The following is a 20,894-nucleotide window of genomic DNA, read 5'->3' as shown; positions in this document are numbered from 1 at the left end:
TCCTTAAGCTTTTACTGCAGCAACAATTTTTTCTGCAGCATCGGCCAGGCCATTTGCAGAAATTAAGGTCAGGCCAGATTCATCTAGTAATTTGGCCCCCAGCTCAGCATTGTTTCCTTCCAGACGTACCACCACCGGCACGCTGACATTGACTTCCTGAACTGCTGCAATAATCGCTTCCGCAATCATGTCACAACGTACAATCCCACCAAAAATATTGATTAATACTCCCTGAACCGAATTGTCGGCCAGAATAATTTTAAAGGCTTCAATCACGCGCTCTTTGGTTGCACCGCCACCGACATCAAGGAAGTTGGCCGGTTGACCACCATACAATTTGATGATGTCCATGGTTGCCATGGCAAGACCGGCACCATTGACCATACAGCCAATATTACCTTCTAGCGCTACATAGTTCAGATCGAACTCAGAGGCTTTCAGTTCGCGCTCATTTTCCTGACTCTTGTCACGCAGCGCCGCCACTTCCGGCAAACGGTACAGCGCATTGGAATCAATGCCAACTTTGGCATCGACACATAAAATTTCACCGTTTTCACGTACAGACAGCGGGTTAATTTCAAACAGGGCAAAATCGTTTTCAATAAAGGCCTGATACGCCGCGGTCATGATTTTGACAAACTGGTTGATTTGTCCATCTTTTAAGTTCAGGGCAAACGCAACTTCACGTGCCTGAAATGGCAATAAGCCGACTAGTGGATCAACTTCGACTTTAATAATTTTTTCTGGGGTTTCTTCTGCGACTTTTTCAATTTCGACCCCACCTTCGGTTGAGGCCATAAAGGTCACGCGACGGCTAGAACGATCCACCACGGCACCTAAATATAATTCACGCTCTACCGGATAGACATCCTGGGCCACCAGAATACTGTTCACCGGCTGGCCATTGGCATCGGTCTGATAAGTGACCAGTCGAGTACCGATCAGCTGATTGGCATACTCTGCCGCTTCTTCAGCCGATTTCACCACTTTCACACCACCCGCCTTACCACGGCCACCCGCATGCACCTGGGCTTTCATGACAGCGAATTTGCCACCGAGCTGTTCAAATGCCTGTACTGCTTCATCTGCATTGGTTGCAAGCAGACCTTCCTGCACCGGCATACCATATTTTTTTAATAGCGCTTTGGCTTGGTACTCATGTAGATTCATTTATTTACCTTTTACTACTTTTCACGTTTTTTTATGACTCGCTAAAACTCCAACATCCATCGTCGTGAGTATTAACATTTATACAGTTTTATCGTTTTAGTTTTAGATGATTATTCAAACAAAAACAACCACCAAATGAAAAAGAGCGGTCGAAACCGCTCTTTTTTTATTTATTTACGCTTACGCTGAATCGCGTGGATGGCACGTCCATCGACGGCCAGTGCCGCTTCGTGCACCACCTCAGAGAAGGTTGGGTGACCGAATGTCATTAATTGTAAATCTTCAACTGAAGATACAAATTCAAGCGCGATCATACCTTGGTGAACAATGTCAGACGCCGCAGGTCCAATCACGTGCATACCCAGTAAACGATCTGTTTTAGCATCGGCAACGAACTTCACGAAACCAGCACCTTCACCGGCAGCTAAAGCCCGGCCGTTGACTGCGAAACCGAATTGACCGGTTTTCACTTCATGACCTTTTTCTTTGGCCTGCTCTTCTGTTAAACCTACCCACGCCGCTTCAGGGTGTGTATAGATGACAGAGATGATGGTGTCATAGTTCACTTGAGCAGCATGACCGTGAATACGTTCAACTGCCATTACGCCTTCTTCCATGGCTTTGTGTGCCAGCATTGGACCGCGTACCAAGTCACCAATTGCGTATACGCCTTCAACAGAAGTCGCACACCAGTCGTTCACTTCAACCAGACCACGTTCAGTCAGTTTGATACCACAGTCATCAGCCAGTAAGCCTTCAGCATATGCACGACGACCCACACACACGATCAGCTTGTCGAAAGTCTGTTCTTTCTCTTCGCCGCCTTGGGTGTATTTTACAGTTACTTCACGACCGTTGACTTCAGTGCCAGACACTTTCGCGCCTACACGGATATCCAGACCCTGTTTGGTCAGCAGTTTCTGGTAGTCTTTTGCCAGCGCTTTATCCGCCATTGGCAAGAAGGCATCCATTGCTTCAAATACAACAACTTCAGCACCTAGACGACGCCATACTGAACCAAGCTCCAGACCGATCACGCCGGCACCAATCACACCTAAACGCTTCGGTACTTCAGGGAACTCAAGCGCGCCAGTAGAGTCAACAATAATGTCTTGATCAACAGGAGCAACCGGAATGTTCACAGGTACAGAACCAGACGCAAGAATTACGTATTTTGGTTCTAGAATCTGAGTTTCACCTTCGTGAGGAACAAACTCAACTTTCTTACCCGCCAGTAATTTACCAGTACCTTTTAACCATTCGATACCATTGCCTTTCAGCAACTGGTCAATACCGCCAGTCAACTGATCAACAATCTTGTCTTTACGTGCCAGTAATTTAGACAGGTCAAAGTTTACTTCACCTGTCGTAATACCATGATCAGCCAGGTGATGAACGGTATCTTCATAACGGTGTGAAGAATCAAGCAGCGCTTTAGACGGGATACAGCCCACGTTTAAGCAGGTACCACCTAAAGATGGTTTACCTTTGTGGATGCGTTTTTCGATACATGCCACTTTAAAACCAAGCTGAGCCGCACGAATGGCTGCTTCATAACCGCCTGGACCACCGCCAATAACAACTAAATCAAATTGTTGAGACATTTTTATCTCCAATCAATCTCTCTAAATTCCCCCTTTTGCTCAAGGGGGAACCTTTCCCCTCTTTTTAGAGGGGTTAGGAGAGATTTTTAATTAATAAATTATAAGTCAAGGATAAGTTTAGCTGGCTCTTCTAACAATTCTTTGATTGTTACAAGGAAACCTACCGCTTCTTTACCATCGATTAAACGGTGGTCATAAGACAGCGCTAAATACATCATTGGCAAGATTTCAACCTGACCATTGACTGCCATAGGACGTTCCTGGATTTTGTGCATACCTAGAATAGCAGTTTGTGGTGTATTCAGAATTGGCGTAGACAGCAGTGAACCGAAAGTACCACCGTTAGTAATGGTGAATGTACCGCCAGTCATGTCTTCAATCGCAAGTTTACCTTCACGTGCTTTCGCAGCATAAGCACCAATGCCAGATTCAACTTCAGCGTAGTTCATACGGTCTGTATCACGTAATACAGGAACCACCAGACCACGGTCAGAAGATACAGCTACACCGATGTCATAGTAACCGTGATAAACGATATCGTCGCCATCAATTGATGCGTTTACTGCTGGGTAGCGTTTTAGCGCTTCAGTCGCAGCTTTTACGAAGAATGACATGAAGCCAAGACGCGCACCGTGGCGTTTTTCAAATGCGTCTTTATATTGCTTACGCATTTCCATGATTGGTTTCATGTTCACTTCGTTGAACGTCGTCAACATTGCAGTTTCTTGAGTCGCTGCAAGTAAACGTTCAGCTACACGCTTACGTAAACGCGTCATAGGAACACGTTTCTCGATACGCTCGCCTACTGCTGCAGTTAAAGGCGCAGCTGCTGGTTTCGCCTGGTGGTTGGCCACATCTTCTTTAGTGATGCGACCGCCACGGCCTGTACCTTGTACGTCAGCAGCGTTGATACCGGTTTCAGTCAATGCTTTACGCACTGCTGGTGCCTGGTCCGCAACAGGTTGAGCACGCTCAACTACAGGTGCTGCACCTGCTTCAGTTTTCGCAGCCGCCTGTTCAACTTTCTCTTCAGACTGAACTGCTTGAGTTTGCGCAGCGCCAGATGCAGCACCTTCTTCAAACTGTGCAATCACTTCATTTGAAAGTACAGTATCGCCTTCATTTTTAATGATTTGAGCAATCGTACCGTCTGCAGGAGCTACAACTTCCAGAACAACTTTGTCAGTTTCGATGTCACAGATCACTTCATCACGTGATACTGCTTCACCTGGTTGTTTGTGCCAAGTCGCGATTGTTCCATCTGCAACTGACTCTGGAAATACCGGTGCTTTAATTTCGGTTGCCATTACTTCGAATCTCCTGTTATTCAGCTACGATCGCAAGCGCGTCATTGATGAGCTGAGCTTGTTGTTTTGCATGCAAATATGGTGAACCACACGCTGGAGCGGCAGAAGCCTCACGACCAGCAAAGCTGATACGAACCTGTTTACCAGCTTTCATCACATCATCATATAGACGCGGCGCGATGAACAACCAAGCACCTTGGTTCTTCGGTTCTTCCTGAGTCCAAACCAGTTCTTTCACGTTTGGATAAGCTTCAAGAATTTCCGCAATGCGTTGTTCTGGGTATGGATACAACTGTTCAATACGAACAATTGCCGTGTTGTTCAATTCTTTTTCACGACGTTTTTCAAGCAGGTCGTAATACACTTTACCACCACAAAGTACCAGACGGGTCACGTCGGCCTTGTTGATGTTGCTGTCGATTTCGTCAATCACAGTCTGGAAAGTACCAGTTGCCAGCTCATCAAGAGATGAAGTTGCCAGTTTGTGACGCAGCAATGATTTCGGTGACATCACAATCATTGGCTTACGGATTGGACGAATTGCCTGACGACGTAAAGCGTGGAAAATCTGTGCTGGTGTAGTCGGGGTAATCACTTGCATGTTGTCTTCAGCACACAGCTGTAAGAAACGTTCTAAACGTGCAGATGAGTGTTCCGGACCCTGACCTTCAAAGCCGTGTGGCAGCAACATGGTTAAACCACATACACGTTCCCACTTGGTTTCACCTGAGGCGATGAACTGGTCAATCACCACTTGCGCACAGTTAGCGAAGTCACCAAATTGTGCTTCCCAAATGATCAGACCGTGTGGAATCGTGGTCGCATAACCATATTCAAATGCCAGTACCGCCATTTCAGACAATAGCGAGTCATATAAAGCAAAACGCGGCTGGTTTTCTTTCACATGGCACAATGGAATATAAGTTTCGCCATCAACCTGGTTATGCAGTTTGGCATGACGGTGCGAGAAGGTACCACGACCTACGTCTTCACCAGTAATACGTACCAGGTAACCCTGATCTAGCAGTGTTGCATAGGCTAGAGTTTCAGCAGCACCCCAGTTCAACGGCATTTCGCCGGTCTGCATTTTCAGACGTTCGTCAATCACTTTAGACACCTGACGCTGCATCACGAAACCTTCTGGAAGTTTACGCATGCCTTCACCAAGCTCTTTTAAGCGCTCAGCCGGGAAAGTGGTATCCCATTCGTCAGTGTATTCATGGCCCAGGTACGGCGTCCAGTCCACAAACATTTTCTTGTTCGGTTCAAGAACCAGCGCATTGGCAACGTGATTACCTGCTTCAAGATCGGCACGGTAGTCTTCAACCATTTGGTCTGCAGCAGCGCGATCTAATACGCCCTGTTGTACCAGTTGGTCTGCATACAAAGTACGTGTAGTGGCTTTCTTGTTGATCACCTGATACATCAGTGGCTGGGTTGCAGATGGCTCATCCGCTTCGTTGTGACCACGACGACGGTAACAGAACAGGTCAATCACTACGTCTTTACGGAAAGTATGACGGAAGTCGTGTGCCAATTGCGTTACGAAGATTACCGCTTCAGGATCATCACCATTCACGTGGAATACTGGCGCCTGAACCATTTTCGCGATGTCGGTACAGTATTCTGTAGAACGCGCATCACGTGGATCAGAGGTAGTGAAACCAACCTGGTTGTTAATTACGATGTGCACAGTACCACCCACGGTATAACCGCGTGTTTGTGACATCTGGAAAGTTTCCTGGTTCACGCCCTGACCTGCAAATGCAGCATCACCGTGTACGATTAATGGCAATACGTCATCGCCACCAATGTCTTTACGACGTACTTGACGGGCACGTACTGAACCTTCAACCACAGGTCCAACAATTTCAAGGTGCGACGGGTTAAACGCCAATGCCAAGTGAACTTCGCCACCTGGGGTCATTACGTTAGATGAGAAACCTTGGTGGTACTTAACGTCACCCGAACCTTTCTTGTGTAAAGATTTACCTTCGAACTCGCCAAACAGGTCAGCCGGGTTTTTACCCATGATGTTAACCAGCAAGTTCAGACGGCCACGGTGCGGCATACCAATCACGACTTCTTTACAACCAACCGCACCGGCACGTTGAATTAGTTCGTTAACCATTGGAATGAAAGATTCACCACCTTCCACACCAAAGCGTTTTGCACCAACGTATTTATTACCTAAATATTTTTCCAGACCTTCAGCGGCAGTTAAACGCTCAAGGAAGTGTTTTTTCTGTTCTGCATTGAAGCCATACTGACCACGGGCACTTTCAAGACGCTGTTGAATCCAGCGTTTCTCTTTGGTGTCAACAATGTGCATGTACTCTGCACCAATTGAACCGCAGTAAGTTGCTTCCATCGCTTCAACCATTTCGCCCAGCGTGGTATCTGTTTTACCAATCGCCAGGTTGCCTGTGTTGAATACGGTATCTAAATCAGATTTGGTTAAACCGTGCGCAGCAAGATCAAGATCTGGCACTTCTTCGCGTTTTGCCAAACCTAGCGGATCTAATTTTGCTTTTTGGTGACCACGATTACGATACGCTGCGATCAGTTGCAGGACGCCTATTTGACGACGTTCATGCTCAGAGCTTACCGCGCTTTGAGCCACAGACTGAATACGATTTGAGTTGCGACCCAATAAAAGGAATTGCTCACGTACATTGCTATGAGGTTGATCACCTTTTGGGAATTTATCGAAGTACACTCTCCAGTCTTCACCAACTGACTCTGGAGACGTTAAATACTGCTCATAAAGTTCTTCAATATACGCTGCACTATCAGCGGAAAGTTCAGTGTCAAGACGCAGAGCGTCAGCAACTTCTTGCATTTGTGGACCCATTTCCTATTGCAAAAACATTTTTCAGGATGCTTTTTAAGCAAAACCCATGATTGATAATGTCAAATTGGTAACATGACATTCGTCCCCATTCGACAACTGTCATGAGGCGTTATCACTACATTAGGACTACCCAATGTGAATAATGAATCATAACGCCCTGATTGGCATCATCACTCATTTTATACTCGGCCAAAACCGAGCAATTTTTTTGCAAATCGACTTAGAAAAATTAATTCGGCAAATTAGCTTTTCTAAATAGGTTTACTCTAATTTCTGGCTTTCTACATCTCTTTAAATGTTGAAAAAATGTACATAAATTCAACCTCAATTTTTAAATATAGAAGTTTATTAATCGTAACATGATCTCCAACTCTCAATTGATTTTTTTGACGTATACCTCCTATAAATTGGCGAAATACAAGAAACATATTTTGCTCTAACATATGGTGCTTTATTTAATAATTAGAAGCAATTAAGACCAAAGTCCAACGGCTTCTTTATTCCATAAAACAAAAGAGAGCACATCTTTCAATCTGCCCTCTTCAACTTGCGTTATATAATAACATCTTGCACCACTTTTTGCAGTCTCATGCCCCATTTCTGGGCGTATTAAAACAAAATACCATCACTCTATTACACTTTTGTAGAGGATTGATTTAAAACTATTCACCTGCACTTTTCATACCCAGTTTGTATGCAGCAATGCATCTCATCAGACCAACCCCACTCAAGTGTTCAATAAAGCAGCATAAAAAAAGCACATCCGGAGATGTGCTTTTTTGAGTTCACCAAACTGGCGTTCAGATTAACCTGCAGTATCCAGAAGCATGTTACGGATGTGACCGATTGCTTTGGTTGGGTTCAGACCTTTCGGACAAACTGACACACAGTTCATGATGCCTTTACAACGGAACAGCGAGAACGGGTCGTCAAGACGCGCCAGACGCTCTTGAGTTGCAGTATCACGTGAATCGATGATGAAGCGGTAAGCATTCAACAGCGCTGAAGGCCCCAGGAATTTGTCCGGGTTCCACCAGAATGATGGGCATGAAGTTGAACAGCATGCACATAAAATACATTCATACAGGCCATCTAGGTGCTCACGGTCTTCCTGAGACTGTAAACGCTCTTTTGGTGGCGCAGGCTGGTTGTTGATCAAGAATGGCTGAATCTTGTTGTACTGGTCGTAGAACTGATTCATATCAACAACTAGGTCTTTGATCACTGGCAGACCTGGTAATGGACGAATGGTGATTTCATTTGGTAAATCGTTCAGGTTCCAAAGACACGCCAAACCGTTTTTACCATTGATGTTTACACCATCAGAACCACAAATACCTTCGCGGCAAGAACGACGGAACGTTAAAGTTTCGTCTTGTACTTTCAACGCCAAAAGTGCGTCAAGCAACATACGATGCTTATCAGTCAATTCCAGCTTGAATGTTTGCATGTACGGTGCTTTATCCTTATCAGGATCATAGCGGTAGATATGAAATGTACGAGTACCTCTACTCATCTTGTTTCTCCTGATTAGAATGTACGTGGTTTAGGTGGAATAGCTGCAACAGAAAGCGGCTTGTAACGTACTGGTTTGTACTCAAGACGGTTGTCTGCAGAGAACCACAGAGTGTGCTTCATCCACTCATCATCACGACGACCATAAGAATAAGTCGGGTGATCTGGTGGTAATTCAAAGTCTACAACAGTGTGCGCACCACGACACTCTTTACGCGCAGCAGCAGAAATCAAGGTTGCTTTTGCGACTTCGTATAGGTTTTCAACTTCTAATGCTTCTACACGTGCAGTGTTGAAGACTTTAGATTTGTCTTTCAGGTGGATATTGCGAACACGTGGTTCAAGCGCAAGAATCTGTTTCACACCTTCTTCAAGCAATGCTGAAGTACGGAATACACCTGCGTGATCCTGAACGATGTTACGAATTGCATCCGCAACTTCTTGAGCGTTTTCACCTGAAGTTGATTCGTCAAGTTTACGAATACGGTTCAGCGTGTTTTCAAGTACAGTTGTAGGTAGTGGTTCGTACTCGCCATCGTGCTGTTTAGTTACATACTCAATGATATGTTGACCAGCCGCTTTACCAAATACCACCAGGTCAAGCAGTGAGTTAGTACCTAAACGGTTTGCGCCGTGTACAGATACACATGAACATTCACCAATTGCATAGAAACCTTTTACAGGTTTCGCAAAGTCACGACCTTCCGCATTTGTAGAATATGTGTCAGTGTCTTTGTCGTAGTTGGCAACCAGTGGAGTCGTTTCACGAGATTCTGGAACAACAACCTGACCATGAATGTTGGTCGGAATACCACCCATTTGGTAATGGATTGTTGGTACAACCGGAATTGGCTCTTTAGTACAGTCAACGTTCGCGAATTTCTTGCCAATCTCGAATACAGATGGCAGACGTTTCATGATCGTGTCAGCACCCAGGTGCGTCATATCCAGCAAGATGTAGTCTTTATTCGGACCACAACCACGGCCTTCTTTAATTTCCTGGTCCATAGAACGTGATACGAAGTCACGTGGCGCCAAGTCTTTTAAAGTTGGAGCATAACGTTCCATGAACGGTTCGCCAGAATCGTTACGAAGGATACCACCCTCACCACGACAGCCTTCCGTTAACAATACGCCTGCGCCCGCAACACCTGTTGGGTGGAATTGCCAGAATTCCATATCCTGTAATGGAATACCTGCACGAGCAGCCATACCAAGACCGTCACCCGTGTTGATATACGCGTTAGTAGAGGCACGGTAAACACGACCTGCACCACCAGTAGCGAATAGCGTCGCTTTAGCTTGGAATACCGCAATTTTACCTGTTTCCTGGTCAATTGCAGTTACACCCAGTACGTCGCCTGCTTCGTTACGGATTAAGTCAAGTGCAATCCATTCAACGAAAAATTGAGTACCCATTTTCACGTTGCTTTGATAAAGCGTGTGAAGCAGCGCGTGGCCTGTACGGTCAGCAGCAGCACATGCACGTGGCACAGCTTTTTCACCGTAGTTTGCAGAGTGACCACCGAATGGACGCTGGTAAATTGTACCGTCTGCGTTACGGTCAAATGGCATACCCAAGTGTTCTAATTCATAAACCACTTGTGGCGCTTCACGCGTCATGAATTCGATCGCGTCTTGGTCGCCTAACCAGTCAGAACCTTTAACCGTGTCATAGAAGTGGTAGTGCCAGTTATCTTCCTGCATGTTACCAAGAGATGCACCAATACCACCTTGCGCCGCAACCGTGTGCGAACGTGTTGGGAATACTTTGGTCAGTACTGCAACTTTCAAACCCGCTTGAGCAAGTTGGTAAGATGCACGCATACCTGAACCACCACCACCAACGATGACTGCGTCAAAAAATTGGTGTGGAATGTTTGAATAATCTTCTTTAGGGTTAATCGCGCCCATGATATCTTCCTATCAATTCGCCCAGAAAATCTGGATTGCCCAGATTGCGTATGCAAAAACAGCAATAATCACTGCTGAAGTCAGCACTAGGCGTAAACCTGAAGCTGAAGGACCCATCTGACGAGTAGTCACGTAATCTGTGAATACCTGCCACATACCAATCCATGCGTGTGCAACAAGAGATAAGACTGCCAATAAAGATAAAATCTTCATTGGTAATGTCATCATAAAGCCGTACCACTGTTCAAAGTTAAATCCGCCATTCAGCAGAATCCAACCAAATACCACAACGGTATAAACAGCAAGAACAACAGCACTTACGCGTTGGATAAACCAGTCGCGAGAACCTGAACCCGTTAAACCTGTAGCACTTTTCATTAGAGAACAATCCATACAAAGGCTGCGAGAATACCAATCGCAGACAAGACTAATGCGATAGTAGCTGCAACACGACCACTTTGCAGTTCCTCTGCAACACCAAGGTCAGCAAGTAAATGCTTGACACCAGCGATGAAGTGATAGATTAATCCGGCTACAAATACCCATACGATAAAGCGGACAAAGAAACCGTTAAAGATTTCCTGTACTTCTGCAAAACCTTCTGGCGAAGACAAAGACTTGTCTAATAACCAAAGAAGTACCGGTACGAGTAAAAATACGATGACACCTGAAAGACGGTGTAAAATTGATGCAATAGCCACAGGTGATTTTAAGTTTACTGATAAAACTTGACCCATGGACAAATTGACAGGTCTGTTGCTTTTCACAGCGGGCATCCTGTAAGTAAAAACTCCATCCGGAGTTTGTTGGAATTAATTCGAAGGAAAGCTGGCATTGCTAGGCATTCGAATGCCTATATTCAAAACGACACTGAATTATAAAACGTCAACTATTAAAATACAAACAACCGCACTGGGCTTTTTGAACAAAAAAACCCTTAAATAAGAATCATTAACAAATAGGTAATTTATGAAACACATCAACCGGATACATCTTTAAGGCATCATCTCACTGTTTTTTATTAATTTATTTTATATTTCTGCTATTGGTTTTAGCTATAATTGCAATTTTCACCGGACTGAAATATTTAGACTAAAGCAGCACAGTAAATGTCTAGACACTATATTGTTGAATCTTTTCACTTTATCTTTGGGTGCCTGAATATTTTTTCCTTGAATATTCTCTATCAGGCATACAACATGAAATATTTTCAGCGCCTTGCTCTTGCTTCCTGCTTCAGGTCGGTATTTAGGTTTTGTCTTTTAAAAAAATGCCGATAGATTGCTCTGCCTTTACTTGCAATTTCAGCGCATCAGAACAAGTTAACTGGCTGAATGGCTGATTTAATCAGCTATTTTTTAACCAGTTAAACCTAAAAAAATGACAGACTTAGCGCTTTTATTTATGAATAACAAAGCAGCAGCAGAACCGGCAAAGCCCAGCTAAGTTATGAAAAACAGATATATTTCGGAAAGCTTAAAATTCCAGCAGCCCGGCTTTTCAAGAGCTTTTAACGCTAAAAAATTGCTTACAATTAAAGCATTCCTATTATTTTTTTCTGCACCTGCCCGGGAATTTGACTTATTATAGCGCGTCGGTGCTGTGATTTTACTCAGTTTTTCATACGAATATTTTTTGACTAAGCTGCTGTGTCAGCGTCACTTTTTATCCATAAGTATAATTGACAAAATTTCAGTACACACTAATCTTATAGCAAATTTTCGATCCGTCTGATTCGCGCATTAAAAGATTGATACTACGAGTCAGATCAACATTCACCAGGACAGGAGATCTATTGAATGTCTGAAGCAACTGGCAAGAAAGCCGTTTTACAGCTTGATGGCAAAGAAATTGAATTACCAATTTACAGCGGCACATTGGGCCCAGATGTAATTGACGTTAAGGATGTGTTGGCTGCAGGTCACTTTACTTTTGATCCTGGTTTTATGGCGACAGCTTCTTGTGAATCTAAGATCACATTCATTGACGGTAACAAAGGTGTTCTGTTACACCGCGGTTACCCGATTGATCAATTGGCGACTAAAGCTGATTACCTGGAAACTTGCTACCTGTTATTAAACGGCGAGCTTCCAACAGCTGAGCAAAAAGAAGAGTTTGACGCGAAAGTTCGTAACCACACCATGGTTCACGACCAAGTTAGCCGCTTCTATAACGGTTTCCGTCGTGATGCGCATCCTATGGCGATCATGGTTGGTGTTGTGGGTGCATTATCTGCGTTCTATCACAACAACCTGGACATCGAAGATGTTAACCACCGTGAAATCACTGCGATCCGTTTAATCGCGAAGATTCCTACTTTAGCAGCTTGGAGCTACAAGTACACTGTTGGTCAACCATTCGTTTACCCACGTAACGACTTAAGCTACGCTGAAAACTTCCTGTACATGATGTTTGCTACACCTGCAGACCGTGACTACAAAGTGAACCCGATTCTTGCCAAAGCAATGGACCGTATCTTCACTCTTCACGCTGACCACGAGCAAAACGCGTCTACGTCTACAGTACGTTTAGCGGGTTCTACCGGTGCTAACCCTTATGCTTGTATCGCTGCGGGTATCTCTGCACTTTGGGGTCCTGCGCACGGTGGTGCGAACGAAGCAGTTCTTAAGATGCTGGATGAAATCGGCACTGTAGAAAACGTTGCTGGCTTCATGGAAAAAGTGAAGACTAAAGAAGTTAAACTGATGGGCTTCGGTCACCGTGTTTACAAAAACTTCGACCCACGCGCGAAAGTAATGAAAGAGACTTGCGACGAAGTTCTTGGTGCATTAGGTATCAACGATCCACAATTAGCGTTAGCAATGGAACTTGAGCGTATCGCGCTTTCTGACGAATACTTCATCAAGCGTAACCTGTATCCAAACGTAGACTTCTACTCTGGTATCATCCTGAAAGCGATTGGTATTCCGACAGAAATGTTTACTGTGATCTTCGCGCTTGCACGTACAGTTGGTTGGATCAGCCACTGGTTAGAAATGCACAGCGGTCCTTACAAGATCGGTCGTCCTCGTCAGCTTTACACTGGCGAAGTTCAACGCGACATCAACCGTTAATCCGGTTCGCGTTCAACGACGAAAAAACCACCCGTTTGGGTGGTTTTTTTATGGACATTCAAACTAAATGCGCGTTTCGACCAGACCGAGGCAACGCCAATATTCAGCGCAAAAGTACGTTAAGCTACCTGATAATGCTCCAGATCTAGGCGCTGTAAACGTCGCTTTAACTCGGCCAGTGACCACGGCCAGGCGGCAAAGTTGCGACCATTCTGGTCCAGATAATAACTTTGACAGCCGCCACGGTTAAACACAGTTTTCTGCACATGAGTCTGTACTTTGGCATTGTGGTATTTCAGCACATCCGGCTTGATTTCAATGCGCTTTAAGCCCTTGGCTTTCATTTGCAATAAACCACTGACAATATAGTCCAGTTGCGCTTCGGCAATGCCAATAAAGGAATCATAGACCAGAATATTCGGCCCGAGCACCAAAAAGGCATTGGGTAAATGCTGGATACTGGTGCCCAAAAAGGCTTCGGGTGAACTGCTCTGCCACAGCTCGGAAAGTCGTTGGCCTTGGGCATTCTGCACACGGCGGCCAATCGGTGGATGTGACACCTCAAAGCCCGTTCCCCAGATAATCACATCGACCTCATGCCGGTCACCATTGGCGGAAATCACCGTATTGCCTTCAATTTCCACCAAGCCATGCGGAATTAAAGTGCTATTCGGGGCCTGCAAGGCCGGATAATAATCATTGGCAAACAGTAAACGCTTACAGCCGACCGAAAAATTGGGGGTAACCGCCTGACGTAAAGCCGGATCTTTGACCTGTAATTTTAACAGCTGCCGGCTGAGTACATTCACGGGCTCCAACAAAGGTGGATGACGCAGGCCAAAATTAATCAGATTCAAAGATTGCGATACCGCACCGCGCCAACGCTGCTGGATGACCGGAAACTTGGCCAGTGTACTTTTCATCACCTGATTCAGAGGCAGATCAGGCTTTGGCAGGACCCACGGCGCTGTACGCTGGAAAATATATAACTCTTTGGCCAGAGGCTGAATTTTCGGAATAAACTGAATGGCCGAGGCGCCGGTGCCAATGACCGCAATGCGTTTACCACGCAGGTCATAGGCATGGTTCCAGCGTGCCGAATGGAACATTTCGCCCTTAAAACTGTCGATGCCTTTAATTTTCGGCAGTTGCGGCTCGGTAATCGGGCCGGTAGAGAAAATCACGGTTCTGGCCCGATATCGCCCTTTGCTGGTGTTGAGCCCCCACATCTGTTCAGTCTCATTCCAGCGTGCATCTTGCAGTTCATTATGAAATTCAATCTTGGCATATAGCTGAAAACGGGTCGCCACATCTTCCAGATAACGCAGGATTTCCGGCTGCTTGGCAAATAAATGACTCCAGCCATGACTTGGCGCAAAGGAAAAAGAATATAAGGCCGAGGGCACATCACAACCACAACCCGGATAGGTATTGTCCCGCCAGGTGCCTCCTACCCGGCCGGCTTTTTCCAGCACCAGATAATCCTGATAGCCAGCCTGATTCAGTTTATAGGCCGCTGCCAGACCGGAAATACCCGCCCCAATAATAATGGTGTCATAGACCCGGCTTGGCATAGTAGTTGATCTACCGCGCTGCTCAGTTGTTTGAGAATTTGGCTGATTGGCCCCTGCCCTTGCTGATGCTGCACTGGCACTTTTGGCTTTTCGACTAGGCTTTTTGAGCACAAGATCGGCCGGCTCAGCGACCGTTTGCAACGTGACTTGATCATCTTGTTTCATTTTTTTCTACTCAGGATTTTTGTACATATTTATTGAATAATGGATAACCCACACCCAGCAGCTTGGTATATAAACGCGGCGCGGCACGCTTGAACCACCAGAACAGTTTGGCATCTGGCTGTGGAATGGTATACAGCTCGCCCCGGTCTAAATTGTTTAAGGTCTGCGCTACCACCTGCTCACAGCTGACAAAGGCATGATGGGTCAGCAAATGATCTGCCAGTCCCGAATAATGCGCAGGCAAACGGCCATTTTTCATGATATTGGTCGGCACCAGCGTTGGGCATAACACATTGATGCGAATATTGGCGCCACGTAACTCGGCAGACAGGGTTTCAGACAAGGCCAGTACGCTGGACTTGCTGACGTTATAGGCGGTCATTTCCGGCGCTGCGGTATAACCAGCAGCCGAAGCGACATTAATAATCGCACCACCACCCTGCTGTTTCAGTTTCGGTACGAAATAATGACAACCGTGGATCACGCCCCATAAGTTGACCTGCATACACCATTGCCAGTCGGCCAGGCTGACTTCATCAAACTTGCCACCCAGCCCCACACCGGCATTATTGATCAGCAAAGTCACCGGATGGCCCAACAGCTGTTCAGACTGTTCAGCCAGTTGCTGCACCTGCTCGGCCACACCCACATCACATTGCAACGCAAAGGCCGCAGTCGCAAACTGGTGTTCAATCTGCTTGGCGGTTGCTTGAGCCGCCGCCAGATTGATATCGGCACAGATCACGCTGCCACCACGCCTGGCCAGTTCCAGCGCAAAACTGCGTCCAATCCCACTGCCTGCACCGGTCACCACCGCATAGGCCTGCTGGCTCAGTCGCACTTTTTTTGCAAATAATCCCATCATCCTTCTTCATCCTTACACTTTGAGCGCCGGGGCAAATTCCTTGACGAAATACGGCGTTAACACCCCGCTTTCCGGATGCAGCAAACGTTCCTTGTAATAGGCTAAAAAGGCCGAAGTATCATGGTCATTCGGATGAAAACCGGGACGCAGATAATCCAGAATATGCGCCCAGCTACTGCCATACACGCCATCTTGCAGACCAAAAATCAGCTTGATGCTACGCGGCAGGTCTTTCCAGTAACTCAGGCTAAACAAATTAGACGGTTTGCGATAAAACGGCACCAGCAGCGAGGCAATGGAAATCAGCACCAGGATGGTGATGAGCGCCGGGAAGAAACCGGCAATGCGCAAGCCATAACTGTTGGATAAAGACTGGAACACATCATAGGCAATGTCTTTGTGTTCCGATTCTTCCAGCATGTGCCACATCCAGATGGCACGCTGCTTTTCATCATGCGACTGGAAGAAAATTTCCTCATGATTCATCATGTACTCGGCCAGCACCGCGGTGAAATGTTCAATGCCAGCCATCAGCGACAGTTTCATCGGCTGTGGCAAACGGTTAAAGCCGTGATCAAAGACAAATCTGGCCCAGGAACGGAACAGCTCAACCGGCAGATCGGCATCCCGAAAGGCATCATTCAGCTCTTCATGCAATCTGGAATGTAGCGCCTCCTGGCCAATTAGGGAGGTGACCCGCTGTTTTAGCACGGGATCATTTAACAGCTCACGATGATAACGCGCGGTGTCAATCACCAGATCTTCGCCATAGGTCAGGAAAATCGACAGCGAGGCAAAATAGGCACTGGCCAGTTCGGCATTCAAGTAAAATTTGGGATCTATTTCTTCGGCCTTAAAGTCGAATTTCATATGCCGGATTGGGAGGGCAGCCGACTGTTTCTCGGCATCAAAAGGTGTCGCGCTGAAAAAATGGCGAACAGGCTGAGGTAAAAACTGAGCAATCTGCATGGCTATTCTCTTTGTTTTGTCCATTTGAGCCAGGTCAAGACACCGTGGTCATCGACCTGAATGAGACCAAAACTAAGCCAGCCCTGCATTGAAACCAGTTGCCAAAATCGTCATAAAATTGGCAAATCGTGACTTTAAAAAATATTGTCTGACAATTTGCTCACACTTTTTTCCGCAGAGCTCATTTCCTTGTCAATTGGGGTCAGCGCCTATTTGGACACTCTGTCACTGCGGTTACTGGGCAGATAACGCACTTTGCGTTCTTTGGACTGATAAATCCACTGATGATCGAACAGGCCCTGATTCAGATGTTCAAAACGGAAGTTACCAATCGCTACCGCATAAAAACCGGTGCCCTGCTGTTTCTGCTGCTCGACTTGGGCCATCAGTTCTGTCGGTAACTGTCCCATGATGAAATCGGACACCACCAGCACATCGGCATTGTGAAAATTTGGCTGGGCCAGCATCGACAGGGCATGTTCGATGGCGGGAATAACATCGGTGCCGCCATGAAAAGACTGGCTAAGAAAGTGAATCAGATCATCCAGCGAATAGCCTTCGAGTAAATTCAGGCTGGTCAGCTGGGTCGAGAAGTTAATTAAATACATCGGGCGTTTGGCTTTCATGGCCTGAATTGCCAGATACAGACTCATGGCTTTGGCAATCAGCTCCGGCTGGCCGTGCATGGAACCGCTGGTGTCCAGACACAAAATCATCGGGCCTTTTTGCCCCAGACGCTTGTGCCGTGCTGTTTGATCCTGAATTACCCGACTGCTGTGCTGACCTTGCAGGTTAAAGCTCATCAGGTTGGATTCCAGATATTTCAGGTCAAATAAAAGCGCCAGATCGGGATCGGCCAGTAAGGCCAGCTCGCTCGGCAGCGCCAGATTCAAATCCTGCGCCAGCTGAATACCGGTAATTTCTTCATGCCAGTGCTGCTCCAGCAATTCCAGCTCCTGCTCTGGCCGATGCTGCTGCACGGCCTGGCGCGGATAATGTGCAGGCTGGGCAGAACCGATTTTCTGGCACAAGGCTTGCAGCTCACGATCCTCCTGCAAATAGCTGGCCCATTGCTCAAACTGCTGGATATCCTGTGGTTGTAACTGGCCTCTGGAATAGTCAATAAAAATACCGGTTTCGATGCCGGTGGCATCTTTGTATTTGGCCAGTCGCTGCATCTGGCTGAGAAAATCGCGAATCTCATCCAGAAAAGCATCCCGCTGCAAGGCCAGCTGCTCAAATTCCCAATGAGCAATGGCTTCGGTCAGTTTACGTTGCCATTTTTCTGTTAATAACTGTGCCTGTAGCTCGCGCTGTCCGGCAGAGAAAGTAGCGCTTTGAGTCCAAAACGGGCTTAAATCAGGCAGCCCCAGCTGAGCCTGAAAATCCTGATATTGCACCTGCATCTGCTGAAACTCGGCGCTATTGATGGAGGGCTGCGCCAGCCAGTGTTCCAGTTGCTGCTGCACTTCCCTATAAGGATGCTGCTGATCGAGACTGGATTTGGCCTGATAGGCCCAGGCCCGGACTTTATCATCCAGATGCTGACTGACTTTCTGATCATCCAGCCAGTGTTTTAAGGAGGAATCGGCCAGCTCCTGATACAGCTGTCCGGTCAACTGCTCTAACGCTGTATGCTGACGCTGATGCTGCTGCAGGTCTAGCCTTGACATAGCTGTTCCAGCCGCGCGCAGTCTTGCAGTTGCAGCTGATAGCGCTGTAACTGCTGCTGCACATGCTGTTGTAACTGGGCACTGTCGGCGGCGGCAACAAAGACTGAAGCAAAATGTGCTGACTGGGCATTAAAACGCTGCTGTAACAGGGCTAAATCTTTGCTCAGTGCATTTTGTAGCTGGGCAAGCTCTCCCCGCAACTGCTGCACCAACTTTTCATCAATGACACGGCGTGCGCTGCCTTTCGGGTATTTAATATACGGTGTGACCACTTCTTCCAGCCCATAATAGCCGCCTTTTAAGGTACAGAGCCGGCCGCCATTAAAGTTACACACGATGCCGCGAATTTCCTCACCGGAAGCATCCACAGCAAAGAAATCCTGTTTGCTGTCCATTTTATTTAATAACAGATACAGCACTTTATCCTGATAATGATGATCCAGGTGAGTCACTGCTCTTAAGTACTCCTTGTCCTGAATCAGATAGCTTTCATAGACATCATCGGTATAGTAAAAGGCGTTCAGCATCTGCTGTTCCAGCTCGTCTTTGCGCTGAATTAGTGACTCCAATTGCAAATCGGCATGCAAGCCAATCTCCAGAATGGCCTGATCAATCAGCTTGTGCATCTCCCGAATATCTTCCAGCTGATTCCACAGGCAGGATTTCAGAAGATACAGATCACTGACCAAGACCTGCGGCCGGCCATTTAAAAATGCCGCAGCTTTGAGCAGATAGGCTACACGTTGCCAGCGCCGGTCCGAAATATAGACCGACAAGCCATCGACATGCTGCTGTAAATACTGGCGAATCAGATCAATCACCTGTAATACCAAAGCCGGCAGCTCAATTTCATGAATCTGTTCGCGCCATTCGGCCAGCTCGGCCTGGGTAATTTTAAGTGATTCATCAAGCTGTAAATGAGCACTGCCCGGTTTGGCTTGTAGCAGCTGATGAAAATTGCCGGCCTGCTGAATGGGTTCGACCACCAGACGCAAAATAAAACGGTCATACAGCGCATCCAGTCCTTGATTCGGTTCAGGAATTTCATTGGATGCACCAATCAGCACGCTTAAGGGCACCTGCTGCAGCTGTTCGCCATTTTTAAAAACTTTTTCATTCACCAAGGTCAGCAAGGTATTTAAAATGGCCGGGCTGGCCTTCCAGATCTCATCCAGAAAGGCAAAATCGGCACAAGGCAGATAATGCTCGGTTTTACGGATATAGTGATCTTCTTTTAAGGCTTTAATTGACACCGGGCCAAAAATTTCTTCCGGGGTACTAAAGCGGTTCATCAAATATTCAAAATAGGCATCGACCTCAAAAGCGGCTGCAACCCGTCTGGAAATCAGGCTTTTGGCCGTACCTGGCAAGCCGTATAAAAAGGTATGACTGCCAGCCACAGCGGCCAGCAAGGTTTGTGCGATCACCTGTTCACGTTCATACATCTGCTGGGACATTTGCGAAATAAGTGTATGAATACGTGCTTTCATCGAATACCTGAACCTGCGCGAAAAACTGCATTGTAACGGTTTGCGGAAATGAAGAAAAACCGGCAAGCCACCGCAGATGAAATTTTTGCTACATATCTGCCTGCCAGTTTTGTTATAACTGGGAAAATTGAATGGCCCGACCTGATCTTTCACCATGCTGTTACTGAAACTGTTACCGCTACTGCTACGCCTGCTTAAACTGGAGCAGTTTCGCTGCCGGGCTTTAACCCCGGGCGAAATTGCGTTATGCCAGCGCGTATTCGGGCAGCTGATTGATTACAGCCGGGTCAGCATCATGAATCATCCTTATTTGCCCTGGCAACCGGCGCATATTCTGATGGCGCCGCAAGGTTATATTCATGTGCGTGATCCATTGTACCGGGAAGATTATAGCCAGGCACAGCTTGCCTTTCAGGCGGTGCTGATTCATGAAATGACACATATTTACCAGCATCAGCAGCAGATTAATGTGCTGCTGAAAGGTGCGCTGCTGCAAACCGCTTTTTATCTGTCTGCCGGGCGGTATAATCCCTACCGTTACCAGCTAATTCCCGGTAAGCCGTTTTTTGCCTACAACATTGAACAGCAAGGCGATATTGCCCGCGATATTTTTTTAAACAAGATTGACAATATTATTCTGCATCCACCGGCCTAAACTGCGCTGCAATAGCGTTTGCATATTGAAAAATGCCGGTTTTTTGTGCCATCAGGCCCGATTCA

Annotated in this window: 15 protein-coding genes; 2 read left to right on the top strand and 13 right to left on the bottom strand. The window is 46.5% G+C overall.

What is annotated here, in order from left to right:
* Nucleotides 1-3: 3 nt before the first annotated feature.
* From sucC to sdhC, 8 genes are all read right to left on the bottom strand, one after another.
* Nucleotides 4-1,170, bottom strand: a complete 1,167-nt coding sequence (gene sucC, locus F905_RS01450) for an ADP-forming succinate--CoA ligase subunit beta (protein WP_005176263.1) — start codon at nt 1,168-1,170, stop codon at nt 4-6.
* A gap of 170 nt (nt 1,171-1,340) precedes the next feature.
* Nucleotides 1,341-2,774, bottom strand: a complete 1,434-nt coding sequence (lpdA, locus tag F905_RS01445; protein ID WP_005176261.1) for a dihydrolipoyl dehydrogenase — start codon at nt 2,772-2,774, stop codon at nt 1,341-1,343.
* A 98-nt stretch (nt 2,775-2,872) separates the two neighbouring features.
* Nucleotides 2,873-4,081, bottom strand: a complete 1,209-nt coding sequence (gene odhB, locus F905_RS01440) for a 2-oxoglutarate dehydrogenase complex dihydrolipoyllysine-residue succinyltransferase (RefSeq protein WP_005176259.1) — start codon at nt 4,079-4,081, stop codon at nt 2,873-2,875.
* Nucleotides 4,082-4,097: 16 nt separating this feature from the next.
* Nucleotides 4,098-6,923: a 2-oxoglutarate dehydrogenase E1 component gene (locus tag F905_RS01435; RefSeq protein ID WP_005176258.1), complete on the bottom strand. Its 2,826-nt coding sequence runs from the start codon at nt 6,921-6,923 to the stop codon at nt 4,098-4,100.
* An 817-nt stretch (nt 6,924-7,740) separates the two neighbouring features.
* Complete coding sequence (locus F905_RS01430; protein WP_005176256.1) at nt 7,741-8,451, bottom strand: succinate dehydrogenase iron-sulfur subunit; 711 nt, start codon at nt 8,449-8,451, stop codon at nt 7,741-7,743.
* Nucleotides 8,452-8,465: 14 nt separating this feature from the next.
* Nucleotides 8,466-10,364 carry an FAD-binding protein gene (locus tag F905_RS01425; protein ID WP_005176254.1) on the bottom strand — a complete coding sequence of 633 codons (1,899 nt, stop codon included), beginning with the start codon at nt 10,362-10,364 and terminating at the stop codon, nt 8,466-8,468.
* A 12-nt stretch (nt 10,365-10,376) separates the two neighbouring features.
* The gene (gene sdhD, locus F905_RS01420; RefSeq protein WP_005176252.1) at nt 10,377-10,742 is read right to left on the bottom strand and encodes a succinate dehydrogenase, hydrophobic membrane anchor protein; all 366 of its coding nucleotides are present in this window, start codon (nt 10,740-10,742) and stop codon (nt 10,377-10,379) included.
* Nucleotides 10,742-11,140, bottom strand: a complete 399-nt coding sequence (gene sdhC / locus F905_RS01415) for a succinate dehydrogenase, cytochrome b556 subunit (RefSeq protein WP_005176242.1) — start codon at nt 11,138-11,140, stop codon at nt 10,742-10,744. Before sdhC ends, sdhD begins: the two co-directional genes overlap by 1 nt.
* A gap of 1,023 nt (nt 11,141-12,163) precedes the next feature.
* Between sdhC and gltA the strand changes: the two genes are divergently transcribed.
* Nucleotides 12,164-13,438, top strand: coding sequence for a citrate synthase (gltA, locus tag F905_RS01410; protein ID WP_005176240.1), 1,275 nt, complete (start codon nt 12,164-12,166; stop codon nt 13,436-13,438).
* A 119-nt stretch (nt 13,439-13,557) separates the two neighbouring features.
* On the opposite strand, the gene F905_RS01405 is transcribed toward gltA, so the two are convergent.
* The 5 genes from F905_RS01405 to F905_RS01385 form a co-directional block, all read right to left on the bottom strand.
* The gene (locus tag F905_RS01405; RefSeq protein WP_155756619.1) at nt 13,558-15,012 is read right to left on the bottom strand and encodes a flavin-containing monooxygenase; all 1,455 of its coding nucleotides are present in this window, start codon (nt 15,010-15,012) and stop codon (nt 13,558-13,560) included.
* Nucleotides 15,013-15,187: 175 nt separating this feature from the next.
* On the bottom strand, nt 15,188-16,039 hold the full coding sequence (locus F905_RS01400; RefSeq protein ID WP_034597594.1) for an SDR family NAD(P)-dependent oxidoreductase: 852 nt from the start codon (nt 16,037-16,039) through the stop codon (nt 15,188-15,190).
* 15 nt (nt 16,040-16,054) lie between these two features.
* Complete coding sequence (locus F905_RS01395; protein ID WP_005176229.1) at nt 16,055-17,011, bottom strand: metal-dependent hydrolase; 957 nt, start codon at nt 17,009-17,011, stop codon at nt 16,055-16,057.
* 209 nt (nt 17,012-17,220) lie between these two features.
* On the bottom strand, nt 17,221-18,684 hold the full coding sequence (locus F905_RS01390) for a VWA domain-containing protein (RefSeq protein WP_005176227.1): 1,464 nt from the start codon (nt 18,682-18,684) through the stop codon (nt 17,221-17,223).
* Nucleotides 18,672-20,174 (bottom strand): AAA family ATPase, encoded by a 1,503-nt coding sequence (locus F905_RS01385; protein WP_005176226.1) that lies wholly within the window; start codon nt 20,172-20,174, stop codon nt 18,672-18,674. The genes F905_RS01390 and F905_RS01385 overlap by 13 nt, the downstream gene beginning before the upstream one ends.
* 154 nt (nt 20,175-20,328) lie before the next feature.
* On the opposite strand from F905_RS01385, the gene F905_RS01380 reads away from it, so the two are divergent.
* Nucleotides 20,329-20,829: a hypothetical protein gene (locus F905_RS01380; RefSeq protein ID WP_005176223.1), complete on the top strand. Its 501-nt coding sequence runs from the start codon at nt 20,329-20,331 to the stop codon at nt 20,827-20,829.
* Nucleotides 20,830-20,894: the final 65 nt, after the last annotated feature.

This window comes from Acinetobacter sp. CIP 53.82 (assembly GCF_000369465.1).
GTDB lineage: Bacteria > Pseudomonadota > Gammaproteobacteria > Pseudomonadales > Moraxellaceae > Acinetobacter > Acinetobacter indicus.
The sequence above is the reverse complement of the archived record's forward strand: the minus strand, read 5'-3'. Positions and strand labels throughout refer to the sequence as shown.

Bases quoted from the DNA above. Each gene is read 5' to 3' on its own strand.
- sucC (WP_005176263.1), bottom strand. From the start codon at position 1,170: ATGAATCTACATGAGTACCAAGCCAAAGCGCTATTAAAAAAATATGGT.
- lpdA (WP_005176261.1), bottom strand. From the start codon at position 2,774: ATGTCTCAACAATTTGATTTAGTTGTTATTGGCGGTGGTCCAGGCGGT.
- odhB (WP_005176259.1), bottom strand. From the start codon at position 4,081: ATGGCAACCGAAATTAAAGCACCGGTATTTCCAGAGTCAGTTGCAGAT.
- F905_RS01435 (WP_005176258.1), bottom strand. From the start codon at position 6,923: ATGCAAGAAGTTGCTGACGCTCTGCGTCTTGACACTGAACTTTCCGCT.
- F905_RS01430 (WP_005176256.1), bottom strand. From the start codon at position 8,451: ATGAGTAGAGGTACTCGTACATTTCATATCTACCGCTATGATCCTGAT.
- F905_RS01425 (WP_005176254.1), bottom strand. From the start codon at position 10,364: ATGGGCGCGATTAACCCTAAAGAAGATTATTCAAACATTCCACACCAA.
- sdhD (WP_005176252.1), bottom strand. From the start codon at position 10,742: ATGAAAAGTGCTACAGGTTTAACGGGTTCAGGTTCTCGCGACTGGTTT.
- sdhC (WP_005176242.1), bottom strand. From the start codon at position 11,140: ATGCCCGCTGTGAAAAGCAACAGACCTGTCAATTTGTCCATGGGTCAA.
- gltA (WP_005176240.1), top strand. From the start codon at position 12,164: ATGTCTGAAGCAACTGGCAAGAAAGCCGTTTTACAGCTTGATGGCAAA.
- F905_RS01405 (WP_155756619.1), bottom strand. From the start codon at position 15,012: ATGCCAAGCCGGGTCTATGACACCATTATTATTGGGGCGGGTATTTCC.
- F905_RS01400 (WP_034597594.1), bottom strand. From the start codon at position 16,039: ATGGGATTATTTGCAAAAAAAGTGCGACTGAGCCAGCAGGCCTATGCG.
- F905_RS01395 (WP_005176229.1), bottom strand. From the start codon at position 17,011: ATGCAGATTGCTCAGTTTTTACCTCAGCCTGTTCGCCATTTTTTCAGC.
- F905_RS01390 (WP_005176227.1), bottom strand. From the start codon at position 18,684: ATGTCAAGGCTAGACCTGCAGCAGCATCAGCGTCAGCATACAGCGTTA.
- F905_RS01385 (WP_005176226.1), bottom strand. From the start codon at position 20,174: ATGAAAGCACGTATTCATACACTTATTTCGCAAATGTCCCAGCAGATG.
- F905_RS01380 (WP_005176223.1), top strand. From the start codon at position 20,329: ATGCTGTTACTGAAACTGTTACCGCTACTGCTACGCCTGCTTAAACTG.